General features: G+C 50.6%; 12 protein-coding genes. 6 read left to right on the top strand and 6 right to left on the bottom strand.

The features are described 5' to 3' along the window. Positions 1 to 42 precede the first annotated feature (42 nt). The 3 genes from galE to DHN43_RS22185 form a co-directional block, all read right to left on the bottom strand. The gene (gene galE, locus DHN43_RS22195; protein ID WP_108820083.1) at positions 43 to 1,032 is read right to left on the bottom strand and encodes a UDP-glucose 4-epimerase GalE; all 990 of its coding nucleotides are present in this window, start codon (positions 1,030 to 1,032) and stop codon (positions 43 to 45) included. A 69-nt stretch (positions 1,033 to 1,101) separates the two neighbouring features. After that, positions 1,102 to 2,034 (bottom strand): cation diffusion facilitator family transporter, encoded by a 933-nt coding sequence (locus DHN43_RS22190; RefSeq protein ID WP_093521706.1) that lies wholly within the window; start codon positions 2,032 to 2,034, stop codon positions 1,102 to 1,104. A gap of 111 nt (positions 2,035 to 2,145) precedes the next feature. Further along, positions 2,146 to 2,778 (bottom strand): MarC family protein, encoded by a 633-nt coding sequence (locus DHN43_RS22185; protein WP_057466267.1) that lies wholly within the window; start codon positions 2,776 to 2,778, stop codon positions 2,146 to 2,148. A 408-nt stretch (positions 2,779 to 3,186) separates the two neighbouring features. On the opposite strand from DHN43_RS22185, the gene gyrA reads away from it, so the two are divergent. The 6 genes from gyrA (at position 3,187) to tgt (ending at position 10,490) form a co-directional block, all read left to right on the top strand. Then, complete coding sequence (gene gyrA / locus DHN43_RS22180) at positions 3,187 to 5,910, top strand: DNA gyrase subunit A (RefSeq protein WP_373456212.1); 2,724 nt, start codon at positions 3,187 to 3,189, stop codon at positions 5,908 to 5,910. A gap of 316 nt (positions 5,911 to 6,226) precedes the next feature. Then, entirely contained in the window at positions 6,227 to 6,730 is a 504-nt protein-coding gene (coaD, locus tag DHN43_RS22175) for a pantetheine-phosphate adenylyltransferase (protein WP_063296938.1), read from the top strand. Between the two features lie 199 nt (positions 6,731 to 6,929). Beyond that, positions 6,930 to 7,436, top strand: a complete 507-nt coding sequence (locus DHN43_RS22170) for a peptidylprolyl isomerase (protein WP_108820152.1) — start codon at positions 6,930 to 6,932, stop codon at positions 7,434 to 7,436. A 55-nt stretch (positions 7,437 to 7,491) separates the two neighbouring features. After that, positions 7,492 to 7,953 (top strand): peptidylprolyl isomerase, encoded by a 462-nt coding sequence (locus DHN43_RS22165; RefSeq protein WP_093521872.1) that lies wholly within the window; start codon positions 7,492 to 7,494, stop codon positions 7,951 to 7,953. A gap of 273 nt (positions 7,954 to 8,226) precedes the next feature. Further along, the gene (gene queA / locus DHN43_RS22160) at positions 8,227 to 9,312 is read left to right on the top strand and encodes a tRNA preQ1(34) S-adenosylmethionine ribosyltransferase-isomerase QueA (RefSeq protein WP_108820082.1); all 1,086 of its coding nucleotides are present in this window, start codon (positions 8,227 to 8,229) and stop codon (positions 9,310 to 9,312) included. Then, positions 9,309 to 10,490 (top strand): tRNA guanosine(34) transglycosylase Tgt, encoded by a 1,182-nt coding sequence (gene tgt, locus DHN43_RS22155; RefSeq protein WP_108820081.1) that lies wholly within the window; start codon positions 9,309 to 9,311, stop codon positions 10,488 to 10,490. The genes queA and tgt overlap by 4 nt, the downstream gene beginning before the upstream one ends. Positions 10,491 to 10,546: 56 nt before the next feature. On the opposite strand, the gene DHN43_RS22150 is transcribed toward tgt, so the two are convergent. The 3 genes from DHN43_RS22150 to galU are packed head-to-tail and all read right to left on the bottom strand — an operon-like array spanning position 10,547 to position 13,767. Then, positions 10,547 to 11,833 (bottom strand): nucleotide sugar dehydrogenase, encoded by a 1,287-nt coding sequence (locus tag DHN43_RS22150; RefSeq protein WP_108820080.1) that lies wholly within the window; start codon positions 11,831 to 11,833, stop codon positions 10,547 to 10,549. Positions 11,834 to 11,854: 21 nt separating this feature from the next. Beyond that, positions 11,855 to 12,865 carry an NAD-dependent epimerase gene (locus DHN43_RS22145; protein WP_108820079.1) on the bottom strand — a complete coding sequence of 337 codons (1,011 nt, stop codon included), beginning with the start codon at positions 12,863 to 12,865 and terminating at the stop codon, positions 11,855 to 11,857. A gap of 17 nt (positions 12,866 to 12,882) precedes the next feature. Next, positions 12,883 to 13,767 carry a UTP--glucose-1-phosphate uridylyltransferase GalU gene (gene galU / locus DHN43_RS22140; protein ID WP_108820078.1) on the bottom strand — a complete coding sequence of 295 codons (885 nt, stop codon included), beginning with the start codon at positions 13,765 to 13,767 and terminating at the stop codon, positions 12,883 to 12,885. Between the last annotated feature and the right edge of the window lie 17 nt (positions 13,768 to 13,784).

Raw genomic sequence — 13,784 nt, 5'->3', positions numbered from 1 at the left:
GAAAAGTGCGCCGACTGAGGAGTTCAGCCGGCGCAATAGCGTCTAAAGACTGTTTTTGAATTGGAGCTTTTTCTCCCAATCCAGCGCATGTTTTACGATTGTTGGCAGGTCATCAAAGCGTGGCTTCCATTCCAGATTGCTCATGATTCTGGAGTTGTCTGCGACAACTTTTGGAGAGTCGCCAGCACGGCGCGGTTCTTTTTTCACCTCAAAATTAACGTCTGATACGGCTTTCACAGCATCGATGACCTGAAGGACTGAGTAGCCGTCACCGTAGCCTGCGTTCATGATAATGCTATCTCCGCCATCGCGCAGGCGTTTTAGGGCGAGGTAATGTGCGCTTGCGAGGTCGGAAACGTGGATGTAATCGCGCACTCCAGTCCCATCTGGTGTGTCGAAATCATCGCCAAAAATGCCGAGATGGGTGCGCTTACCGAGGGCAGCTTCGCAGGCCACTTTGATCAGGTGGGTCGCGTTCTTGGTGGATTGGCCAGTGCGACCTTCGGGGTCAGCGCCTGCCACATTAAAATAGCGTAGAGCCGTGTATTTGAACTCGTGGGCGGCGGCCGTGTCGCGCAACATAAGTTCTGTCATCAACTTTGAAGTGCCGTAGGGGCTTAAGGGAGTTAAAGGGGTATCTTCAGAAACTGGAATAACTTCTGGATCACCATAAACTGCTGCAGTTGATGAGAAAATGAAATGCTTGATGCCATTCTTCACGCAGGCTTCAATTAATGTGCGTGAAGCTGCTGTGTTATTCTCATAATATTTCAATGGGTTAGAGACGGATTCTGGGACGATAATTGAGCCCGCGAAGTGAATGACCGCAGAGATGTCGTGGTTGCGGATGATTGTCTGGAGCAGATCAAGGTCTGTGATTTCGCCTTCGTATAGCTTGGTGCTTTGCGGGATGGCCCAGTCGAAGCCCGTGGACAGATTGTCTATGACGACAAAATCCTCTCCTGCGTCGTGAAGACACCACGTCATGTGGCTTCCAATATATCCGCAGCCGCCTGTTACAAGTATGGTCATTGTCTGCTCCAAAATTCTTAGTATGTAAGCTTCTTAAGGGTCTAATTTGTAAGTCACTAGGCGGATAAACTACTCGCCCTCAAGAATCTGATGATCGCGTGCAGCCTGAACTTCAAGGAATACGCGTCCGATCAATGGTTGTGCCCGTTTGATCGTGTCTTCCAGTGAGAAGATGACTTCTTCAACTGCACCTGCTGTCAGAGCGTCTTCGAAATCCAGCGAGGCTGCGAGAAGGACGTCATTTGGGCCCAAGTGCAGGGTGCGGATTTCATTCACGCCTTTGACGGCTGCTGGTGCCTGTAGAATTTCTCGTACGGAGGCAACAAGTTCGTCAGAAGCGCTTTCGCCGATGAGGAGGCCCTTGGTTTCCAATGCCAGTACAAATGCTGTGCCTGCGAGGATGAGGCCAATTACGACAGAGGCTGCTCCGTCCAGCCATGCAATGCCCAAAGCTTGAGCGCCGTAGATGCCGACAAGTGCGACGAGCAAGCCAAGCATTGCGGCTGTATCTTCGAAAAGCACTGTGAAAACTGTTGGGTCTTTGCTGTCGCGCACAGCGGCAAGGAAAGGGCGCTTGCCTTTGGTTTTTTTGAACTCTTTGTAGGCGACCATCCAGGCCCAGCCTTCAAAAATGATTGCGAGTCCAAGGACGATGTAAGCGATCAGGGCAGATTCAATCGGGTGAGGATTGAGAATTTTCTGAATGCCTTCGTAGAGCGAAATTCCTGCACCAACGGCGAAAATCATGATGGCGACGACAAATGCCCAGAAGTAAATTTCTGAGCCATATCCGAACGGGTGTTTTTCATCTGCAGGTTTTTCAGCGCGCTTCATGCCAAGCAGCAGCAGGCCCTGGTTTCCTGTGTCAACGAGCGAGTGAATGCCTTCGGATAGCATTGCGGCAGACCCGGTATAGGCTGCGGCAGCAAATTTGGTGATTGAAATGAGTGTGTTGCCAGCAAGGGCGGCGAAAATCACTTTTTTTGAGCCGTGGGCAGCCATTCGAATCCTCCGTAAAATACAAGGGCGACTTTACGAAGGGGATTTGGGACTGCAAGCTTTAACTCATTTGGAGAGAAGAGCGCCCACAAGAGGTATGGGCGCTCACCTGAATTATGAATGCATCTCGATTAACGAGAAGATGCCGTCTGCAACGAACTGAACGGACAGTGCTGCGAGGATCACACCAAAAAGACGGGTGATGATGAGCTGGACTGTAGAGCCGAGCAGTTTATCGATGCGTGCTGCCAGCAGAAACACGAAGAAGCTGAGTGCGAGCACAGACAGAAGGACTGCGATCAGGCTCATCTGGCCAGCAAAGCCTGGTGCCTGACCGGCGAGCAGGATGATTGCAGAGATAGTTGCCGGACCTGCAATGAGCGGAATTGCCAGCGGGAACACTGCTGTCTGGGACAGGTCTTCCTGTTCGACAACCTTTTCCGCACTTTCAGCTTTACGCTTTTGGCGATGTTCGAACACCATCTCAGTTGCAATGATGAAGAGCAGAAGGCCGCCCGCAACCTTAAATGCAGCTTGAGAGATGCCGAGAACTTCCAGAAGCTGGCGTCCGGCAAAGAAAAATGCCAGGAGCGTGATGCCAGAAATGACTATGGCTTTAATCGCGATCTGACGGCGCTCAACACTGCTTGCCCCGGCGGTTACGGCCAGAAAAATTGGTGCCAGACCAATCGGGTCGATGGTGACAAACAGCATGGCAAATGCATTGATGAGGAACTCAATGAGCATTGCGCTTTACCTTGTATGTGGTTTAGCCCATCTTTGGGCGCTTTTACCCGCATTTCTGCGGTTCTTGAGAGGGCGCTACCAGACAATGTTGTATTTGGCAAGAGTTTGATAGGATTTTGCACTGCCTGCGTATAGCTTAGTATTTTTATGAGGAAGAGCGATGCTTTTGAGCAACGAAACTGTGTAGAAAGGCCTAGTAACCAGTGGTCGATGAGGCCGTGGGGTAAGGTAGTTGTTATTAGGTGTCTTTTCAGGGCTTGTGGCGTTTGGTTCTGCGGTTTGAATCGGCTATAAAGGCTAGGAATTCTGACTTAAAATTGATGAGAATAATCCTTGGCAGATCAGGACTTAAGTACACCACCAGGTGGCCTACCTAGCGACATTCGGCCCGTCTCTATCACAGATGAAATGAAGCGCAGCTATCTCGATTACGCAATGAGCGTGATTGTGAGCCGTGCGCTTCCCGATGTTCGTGATGGTTTGAAGCCGGTTCACCGCCGTATTCTGTATTCTATGCATGAAAACGGATATGAGTGGAACAAGCCCTATCGTAAATCCGCCCGCGTCGTTGGTGACGTTATGGGTAAATATCACCCACATGGTGATAGTGCGATTTATGATGCTCTTGTTCGTATGGCGCAGAATTTTTCCATGCGCCTGCCACTCATTAATGGGCAGGGCAACTTTGGCTCGGTTGATGGTGACCGTGCTGCTGCGATGCGTTACACAGAGTGTCGCCTCGAAAAAGTTGCTCAGACACAGCTTTCCGATATCGACAAAGATACGGTGAACTTCAATGAGAACTACGATGGCTCCGAGACGGAACCTGAAGTTCTCCCAGCACGCTACCCGAACCTGCTGGTAAATGGTGCTGGCGGTATTGCTGTTGGTATGGCGACCAATATTCCGCCGCATAACATGGGTGAAGTGATTGATGGCACGATCGCAATGATCGAGCGCCCTGAAATCACTCTGCCAGAGCTGATGGAGATTATCCCGGGTCCGGACTTCCCGACCGGTGGTATTATTCTTGGCCGTGCTGGCATCAAATCAGCTTATGAGACCGGACGTGGTTCCGTTCTTATGCGCAGCCGGGTTGAGACGGAAGAAATTCGCTCAGGCCGTATGGCTTTGATTGTCACTGAAATCCCTTATCAGGTGAACAAATCCTCTATGATCGAAAAGATCGCAGAGCTTGTTCGTGAAAAGCGGATTGAGGGCATCTCTGATATTCGCGACGAATCAGATCGTCGTGGCATGCGCGTTGTTATTGAGCTGAAGCGTGATGCTGTTCCTGATGTTATCCTGAACCAGCTCTATCGTTACTCTCAGCTTCAACAGAGCTTTGGCTGTAATGTGGTGGCTCTGAATGGTGGCCGTCCTGAGCAGCTTGCTCTGCAGGATATGCTGAAAGCGTTTATTGCTTTCCGTGAAGAGGTTATTGGTCGCCGGACTCGTTTCCTTCTGAACAAAGCGCGAGATCGTGCTCATGTTCTCGTAGGTTTGGCTGTTGCGACTGCCAACATTGATGATGTTATTCATCTTATTCGCACAGCACCTGATCCTGCGACTGCGCGCCGTCAGCTGATGGAGCGTAACTGGCCAGCGAAAGACATCGAGCCGCTGATCCAGCTGATTGATGATCCACGCTACGCTATTCAGGAAGATGGTACGTTCAAGCTTTCTGAAGATCAGGCTCGCGCCATTCTGGATCTGCGCTTGCAGCGTCTGACTGCTCTGGGTCGTGACGAGATTGGCGATGAACTCGACAAACTGGCGACGGAGATCAAGGATTATCTTGATATTCTGCGTAGCCGTGAGCGTATTCTTCACATCGTTCGTACCGAGCTTGAAGAAGTACGTGATGAGTTTGCGACACCGCGCCGGACAGAAATTACCGATGGTGGTGGAGATCTGGATGATGAAGATCTGATCCAGCGTGAAGATATGGTCGTGACTGTATCTCATACCGGTTACATCAAACGCGTTCCTCTGGACACCTATCGTGCACAGCGTCGTGGCGGTAAGGGCCGGTCTGGCATGCGGACGAAAGACGAAGACTTTGTAACCCGTCTGTTCGTTGCCAATACTCATACGCCGGTTCTGTTCTTCTCTTCACGCGGTATCGCTTACAAGATGAAAGTCTGGCGCTTGCCTCTGGCCAGCCCTCAGGCACGTGGTAATGCTTTGGTCAATATGCTTCCTCTGGAGCAGGGTGAACGCATCACATCTATTTTGCCGCTTCCTGAGAACGAGGAAACGTGGGCTGAACTGGACGTGATGTTTGCGACCAAGCGTGGAACCATCCGCCGGAACAAGCTTTCAGACTTCGCTCAGATCAACAAAAACGGCAAGATCGCCATGAAGTTGGAAGAGGGCGATGGCATCGTCAACGTTATGACTTCGACGGAAGATGATGACGTTCTGCTGACGACCTCATCGGGGATGTGTATTCGCTTCCCGGCAACGGATGTTCGTGTGTTCTCTGGCCGTAACTCCGTTGGTGTTCGGGGGATCAACCTTGCTGAGAGTGATCACGTCATCTCTATGACGATCCTTGGTCACTTTGAGTGCGATTCCGAAGAGCGGACGGCTTATCTGAAGCTTTCCCGTGCAATGCGCGGTGAGGAAGCAGAAGATAATGTGTCCTTTGAGGACGCTGGCATCTCCGAAGAACGCTTTAAAGAGATGGACGAGAGTGAAGAAGTCATTCTTACTGTTTCTGAAAAGGGTTATGGCAAGCGCACAAGCTCGTACGAGTACCGCACTACCGGTCGTGGCGGTAAGGGTATCGCGGCGATGACGGTGAATGATCGTAATGGCCGCCTGGTTGCGTCTTTCCGTAGTGAGGACAGCGACGAGATTATGCTGGTGACCGATGGTGGACAGCTGATCCGTTGCCCGGTTAACGGCATCCGCATTGCAGGTCGTTCGACACAAGGTGTGACCGTGTTCAATACCTCTGCTGAAGAGCAAGTTGTTGCAGTGGAGCGCATTAGCGAAGCTGATGACGATGAAAACGCTGACGTAGAAGGCGCCGTCGAGACCGGTGCAGACACCGAAGGAGCAGACGCAGAGAGCGCTGCTCCGACACCTGAGGGTGACGGTGGTGAAGCGCCAAGCACTGAGTAAGTGATGTAGATTCTAGAAAAAAGGCGGGGCATGTGCTCCGCCTTTTTTGTTTCTGGTTATTTCATTCTGAGAGAGGGAATTGCAATTTTATGAGTGATTTGGATTTTGCGACTTTCATTGTGCTTTTCTAGAAGCACGTCTTGGGTAGATCCAACTATCGATCCAATTCTGCATGATCTGTCCTATATGGTATGGCCTAATTGTCAGAAATAGCTTGAAACGCATGGATAAAATGGGTTCAATCTCGCCAAAGCCCAAAAGGTAAGTGTCATTTATGATGCTTATGGGGAGAGGCATTTGTGACGCGAGAGATTATATGAAGCGCATTGCACTTTATCCGGGGTCATTTGATCCTATGACACACGGTCATCTGGACATTCTGGAGCAATCATTGGTTTTGGCTGATGAGGTAATTGTAGCTATTGGCATTCAGGCTTCCAAGGCTCCGTTGTTTTCCTTTGAAGAACGTGTGGAGTTGATCCGCCTTGCTTGTGAAGAGCAGTTTGGTGCAGAAAATGCTGCTCGTATTCGTACAGTCTCCTTTACTGGGCTGGTAGTGGATGCAGCGCGAGAGCATGGCTCTAACATTCTGGTGCGTGGACTCCGAGACTCGACTGATCTCAATTATGAAATGCAGATGGCTGGAATGAATGGGGCGATGGCACCTGACATCAAGACCGTATTTTTTCCAAGCTCACCAGTGATGCGCCCCATTACGGCTACACTGGTGCGCCAGATTGCAAAGATGGGGGGAGATTACAGTTCGTTTGTCCCCAAGTGTGTTGAGGCTGCGCTTAAAAAGCGCTTTGAGATTGCTTAAAAACAACGCAACAGAAAAGACTGCCTATTTGATAGGGTTAGACTTTTTTAGCGCGTCGCGTTTATGTGCAATCACATAACACCCGCTAAATTTTGTTTTGTGTGCGTATCTCTTTTCGAAAGCCAATTGGGAGTTTGAGAGGTACGCCTTGGCTAAGACAAGGACAGAAATCTTGCTACGTATCCTGACAGCATGTGCGATGGTTGTGGGCGCATTTATGATGCCATTCACTGCCAGCGCGAAAGATCTTGAAAACACGATTTATCTGGACCTAAAAGACGGACGCGTTGAAATTGCGCTGCGTCCTGATCTTGCACCTGAGCATGTGAAGCGTATTAAACAGCTTACACGTGAAGGCTTTTATGATGGCATCGTATTCCATCGTGTGATTGATGGCTTCATGGCGCAGACTGGCGACCCAACCGGCACAGGCATAGGCGGCTCTGAAATGCCTGACCTGAAGGCTGAGTTCTCCAAGGCTCCATTCAAGCGTGGTACTCTTGGCATGGCACGTTCCCGCAGCCCGAACAGTGCGAACTCTCAGTTCTTCATCATGTTCAATGATGGGTCCTGGCTTGATGGTCAGTACACCGTATTTGGTGACGTGGTTTCCGGAATGGACGCTGTAGACAAGATCAAACGCGGCGAACCTGTTCGTAACCCTGATAAGATCATCAAAATGCAGGTTGCGGCAGACGCCAAGTAGAGGCTATGTCTGCACTCAGACTTATTCTAAGATAAAGGACAGTCCCGTGGCTGATATCAAAGATCCAGAAAACACACTGCTGCTGGAAACCACTCAGGGTAACGTTGTTATTGAACTGCGTCCTGACCTGGCACCTAACCACGTTGCTCGTATTAAAGAGCTCGCACGTGAAGGCTTTTATGACGGCATCGTGTTCCACCGTGTGATTGACGGCTTCATGGCTCAGACCGGCTGCCCTCAGGGCACAGGTACTGGCGGCTCCGGCAAGAAGCTGAAAGCTGAGTTCAATGATGCGAAACACGTTCGCGGCACTTGCTCCATGGCTCGCTCTATGGATCCAAACTCCGGCGACAGCCAGTTCTTCATCTGCTTCGGCGATGCATCCTGGCTCGACGGTCAGTACACCGCATGGGGTCAGGTTGTTGAAGGTATGGACAACGTTGACAAGATCAAACGTGGTGAGCCTGTTTCCAACCCAGATAAGATTGTCTCTTTGAAGGTTGCTGCGGACGCTTAATAGCGAACGCACTGTGAATTACAAAAGGCTCGGCAATTTGCCGGGCCTTTTTGTTGGGGCCATGCAAATGGACGCAGCGCTCTTCTAAACAGGTTGACCTAAATCGCGTCAGGAGGTATCTCCCTCTGGCTTCAATCGTTTGACTGCGGGACAGGTGACAGCAAGGCCTGCAGAATACAAACGGATTTGGCAATAATTCCAATAAGACAGCACGGAGATGGCGACCACATACTGTGCGGCGCTGATTTGCTGTTTTGTAAAACTGGATACCCTATGCTGGTTGATGATTTTGATTTTGATCTGCCACCGGAAAACATTGCGCTCCGCCCGGCAGTTCCGCGTGATAGTTCTCGGATGTTGGTGGTGCGTCCTGATGGTGAGCAACTGCTGACAGATGATCAGGTGCTGTCTCTGCCTGATCTTTTAGAGCCGGGTGATGCGCTCGTCTTTAATGATACAAAAGTTATTCCGGCACAGCTGCTTGGCTTCCGCTCGCGTGATGGCGTGACGGCAAAAGTTGGTGTGACATTGCACCAGCGTGCCAGCGCGAAGGAATGGCGTGCCTTTGTTCGTCCAGCTAAGAAACTGAAAGTTGGCGATACTGTTCGTTTTGCTTTTGATGAGGAAAGTAAAGATACTGCAGAGTTTTCTGCTGTTGTGACTGAGAAATCCGAGGCTGGTGACATTCTGTTTGAGTTTGACCGTTCTGCCGGTGAGTTGGATGCTGCGATTGCGCAGGTGGGGCACATTCCGTTGCCGCCATACATTGCAGCCAAACGTGCAGAAGACGATCAGGATCGCAAAGACTATCAAACCATCTACGCAAAATATGAGGGTGCTGTTGCTGCACCCACTGCTGGCTTGCATTTTACGGACCAGCTGTTTGCTGCCCTTGAAGAGCGCGGTGTTGAGAAACACTTCGTGACGCTTCATGTGGGCGCTGGCACGTTTTTGCCAGTCAAAGCCGACAAGACTGAAGACCATAAAATGCACTTTGAGTATGGCGAGATCAGCGGTGAGACAGCTGCAGCGCTCAACGCTGTTCGTGCCCGTGGCAACAAGATTGTTTCTGTTGGTACAACTTCACTGCGCATTCTTGAGAGCTCAGTTTCTGAGGACGGCGTGATTAACCCGATTTCTCAGAGCACCGACATTTTCATTACGCCGGGCTATCAGTTCAAAGCCATTGATGCGCTGATGACCAACTTCCATTTACCGCGCTCAACGCTGTTTATGCTTGTGAGTGCGCTGAGTGGTATGGACGAAATGCGCGCTGCTTATGAGCATGCGATCAGCACTGGCTACCGTTTTTACAGTTATGGAGACAGCTCGCTGCTGTTCAAGAAGGCTTCCAAATGACCGAAACATCTCGTGAAACACAGCAAGGCACCAAGCCGTTTTCCTTCAAGCTGCTGAAAACAGATGGCATGGCGCGCCGCGGTGAAATTACAACGCCGCACGGCAAGGTTCGTACACCTGCGTTTATGCCGGTTGGTACACAGGCGACTGTAAAGGCTATGTATCCGCAGCAGGTGCGTGATCTGGGGGCGGATGTTGTTCTCGGTAACACATACCATTTGATGCTGCGCCCGACTGCTGAGCGGATTGCCAAACTTGGTGGCCTGCACAAATTTATGGGATGGGATCACACGATCCTGACAGACTCTGGTGGGTTCCAGGTGATGTCCTTGTCTGGTCTTCGCAAGATGACAGAAGAAGGCGTAACCTTCTCGTCTCACCATGATGGATCAAAGCATTTCATGAGCCCGGAGCGTTCTGTCGAAATTCAGGGCCTGCTTGGTTCTGATATCCAGATGCAGCTTGATGAGTGTATTGCTCTTCCTGCTGAGCGGGATGAAGTTGAGCGCGCCATGCAATTGTCTTTGCGTTGGGCTGAACGCTCCCGTGCTCAGTTTGAGAAAATGGGCGGCCCAGAAAAGGGGCAGGGCCTTTACGGTATTGTTCAGGGCGGTGACGTGCCGGATCTGCGTGTTGAATCTGCTCAGCGGCTTGGTGAGCTTCCGATGGAAGGTTATTCCGTTGGTGGTCTGGCCGTTGGTGAGCCTCAGGCCGTCATGCTGAAGATGCTGGAGATCACGACGCCTGCGATGCCAAAGGACAAGCCGCGTTATCTGATGGGTGTTGGCACACCAGAAGATATTCTGGAAAGTGTCGCGCGTGGTATTGATCAGTTTGACTGTGTGATGCCAACCCGTGCTGGCCGTCATGGTTTGGCCTATACCCGATTTGGTAAAGTGAACCTGAAGAATGCGCGCCATTCTGAAGATCCGCGCCCGTTGGATGAGCAATCCAACTGTGAAGCAACTTCCAAATACTCCCGCGCTTACCTACACCATCTGGTGCGTGTGAATGAAGGTCTGGCTGCGATGCTGTTGACCTGGAACAACCTTGCTTACTACCAGTACCTGATGCAGGGCATCCGTGATGCGATTGATGAAGGTCGATTTGAAGAATTCCGCCAGCAGACCAAAGAAGACTGGGCACGTGGTGACAGGGAGCCTTATGTTTGGTCATAGGGTTCAGTGAACATAAAAACTACGAAGGCTTGGGCGTGTGAATGCCCAAGCCTTTTCTATAGGCGCCATAGAAGCACATGTTCTGGTGTCTTCTCTCTTTCCAAGAGGCCATGAAGATCGGCCACAAAGACTTTTTCTGCACTTAAGTACCGCTCCATCACATGCCAAGGTTCTTCGTTTTCGAAGAAAGCATGATGGGGGACAGCCAGAATAACTGCATCACAGTCACCTGGCGGAGTTTCCTGGTAGAGTTCGACGCCAAAGTGATCTTTCGTGTGTTCCGGATCTGCTAAAGGATCAACAGCGAAGATATGGGCACCGAAGCGTTCCAGTTCTCTAATCAGGTCGATTACTTTGGAATTTCGCGTATCAGGCACGTCTGCCTTGTATGTGATGCCTAAAATGGCAATGCGAGGTGGCATAGGGCGTGCAAGTTTTACGCACCCCTGAATGACTTCTGTTGCAATGAATCTACTCATACTTTCATTGGTTCCTCGTCCTGCAAGGATGACCTGAGGGGAGAAACCAAGCTGGTGCGCTTTATCTGTCAGGTAGTAAGGGTCAACGCCGATACAGTGTCCGCCGACCAAACCGGGATGAAATGGCAGGAAGTTCCATTTGGTTGAAGCACCTTCCAGAACATCGCGAGTATCGATATCCATGGCATGAAATAGCATGGAGAGCTCATTCATAAGCGCTATATTCAAATCACGCTGTGTATTTTCAATGACCTTTGCAGCTTCAGCGACTTTAATGGATGAGGCTTTGTAAACACCTGCTTTGACGATCTTTCCGTACAGCTCGGCCAGTGTTTCAAGTGCATCCTCTGAACTGGCTGAAACGATTTTGAGCAGATTCGAAAGTGTATGTTTTTTATCGCCGGGATTGATCCGTTCAGGTGAGTATCCAATCTGGAAATCCTTCTGAAATCGCAGGCCGGATTCTCGTTGCAAAAGGGGGATCGCGATCTCTTCGGTGGCGCCGGGATAGACTGTAGATTCGAACACTACGATGTCGTTGGGCTTCATGAAGGCCCCAACGATTTTGGAGGCTTTTTTGATTGGGCCGAGATCAGGGCGTTTGGAGATGTTTATTGGAGTGGGGACTGCAACAATGTGGATCCGCGCCTGTCTGATATCAGGCGCGGAATACGTGAGCGTTAGGTTTTTGGAAGAAAGAGCCGTCTTGCTGACAGATGCAGTTCTGTCATTTCCCTCGAGAAGCTCTTGGACCCGGTGACGATCTATGTCGTAACCAATGGTTTTGATACCTGCATGCGCTAACGCACAAGCAACAGGCAAGCCTACATAGCCAAGCCCGACAACTGAGACGATTTCTTCCATAAAATGGCACCTTGGGATGTCCTACACATTGTAGTAATCCCGATACCATTTGACGAAGTTTGCAACCCCTGCCTTTACGGAGGTTTGCGGTTTGAAGCCCGTTGTCTCAATCAGATCCGTAACATCAGCGAAGGTGGCTGCAACGTCTCCAGGCTGGAATGGTAAGAACTCTTTCTTTGCGGTCATGCCCAGCGCGTCTTCGATGGCGGCAAGATAGTCCATTAGCTGAACCGGATCGCTGTTGCCGATGTTGAAGACCTGATACGGTGCGCTGGAGGTCGCTGGATCAGCTGCTTTTCCATCCCAATCATCCGTACGTTTTGGCGGAAGGTTTGCAACCCGCACAATACCTTCCACAATATCATCCACGTATGTGAAATCGCGGATCATATTGCCGTGGTTGAACAGAGGGACAGGTTTACCCTCTAATATAGCTTTGGTGAACTTGAACAGAGCCATATCTGGGCGCCCCCAAGGACCGTACACGGTGAAGAACCGTAGGCCGGTGCAAGGGATGTCAAAGAGGTGTGCATAGGAATGGGCCATGGCCTCGTTGGCTTTTTTAGTCGCAGCATAAAATGAAACCGGATGATTGCCACCGCGATGTGTCGACAACGGCATCGTTTCATCTAGCCCGTAGACAGAGCTGGTGGAAGCATAGACCAGATGCTTTACATTATGCGCGCGAGCGCCTTCCAGTATAGATAAAAAGCCAGTGACGTTTGCATCGACATAAGATTGAGGGCTTTCCAGCGAGTAGCGCACACCTGCTTGAGCAGCAAGGTGAATGATCTTTGACGGTGCATGTTGCTTGAAGATGCGCATAACAGCTTCTGCATCTTCAAGCCTAATCCGTTCCTCTGTGAAATGGTTAGAGGATGTGAGGCGTTTCAGTCGCTCTTCCTTCAGCGTCACATCATAGTAGTCTGTGACACAATCCAGGCCGATGACATGATAGCCATTTTGTAACAGACGGAGGGCTACAGCGTTGCCGATAAAGCCGGCAGTGCCTGTTACAAGTACTTTTTCCATTTCACGTTTCCCGATACTCAGCTGGTTTTTACAAGAAGCTTGTCCAGCATTGGGCGTAGCTGAGCAGCCAGCTCCGAATCATCCAATGCATAAGCGACATTTGCCGATAAGAACCCTGAGCGAGAACCACAGTCGTATGTTTCTCCACGGAATTCGACGCCGTGGAAGTCCTGCTGGCCCATCAGTGTGAGCATGGCATCGGTGAGCTGGATTTCACCACCGGCACCGGTGCTCTGTTTTTCGAGAAGCCCAAAAATCTCTGGCTGCAGGATATAACGGCCATTGATGTAGAGATTAGATGGTGCAGTCCCCTCTGCTGGCTTCTCAACCATACCTGTGATGGAGAAGGTGTCGTCAGTGCGTGGAGCACCCCGCTCGACAATGCCGTATTTGTGTGTCTGATCCCACGGCACTTCCTCAACTGAGATGATGTTGCCGCCATGGTTCTCATAGGCCTCTACCATTTGTGAGAGGCAGCCTTTCGGTGCTTTCATCAGCATGTCTGGCAGCAAAATAGCGAAAGGTTCATTGCCGATGATGTCGCGTGCACACCAGATCGCATGCCCCAGGCCGAGAGGTTCCTGCTGACGGGTGAAACTGGTTGTACCTGCGGAAGGGCGGATCTTTTCAAGAAGTTCCAACGCATGGTCTTTGTTTCTGCGACGCAGAGTTTCTTCCAGCTCGTAAGCAATATCGAAGTGATCTTCGATCACCTGCTTGTTTCTGCCTGTTACAAATACGATGTGCTCAATCCCGGCAGTGCGAGCTTCATCAACCACGTATTGGATGATAGGCCGATCCAGAATGGTCAGCATTTCTTTTGGAACGGCTTTTGTTGCAGGAAGGAAGCGGGTGCCCAGACCTGCAACCGGGAGAACAGCTTTTCGTATCGCACGTGTCATATATTTGAATTCCTTAG

The sequence above is a fragment of the Pseudovibrio sp. Alg231-02 genome (assembly GCF_900143565.1).
GTDB lineage: Bacteria > Pseudomonadota > Alphaproteobacteria > Rhizobiales > Stappiaceae > Pseudovibrio.
The sequence above is the reverse complement of the archived record's forward strand: the minus strand, read 5'-3'. Positions and strand labels throughout refer to the sequence as shown.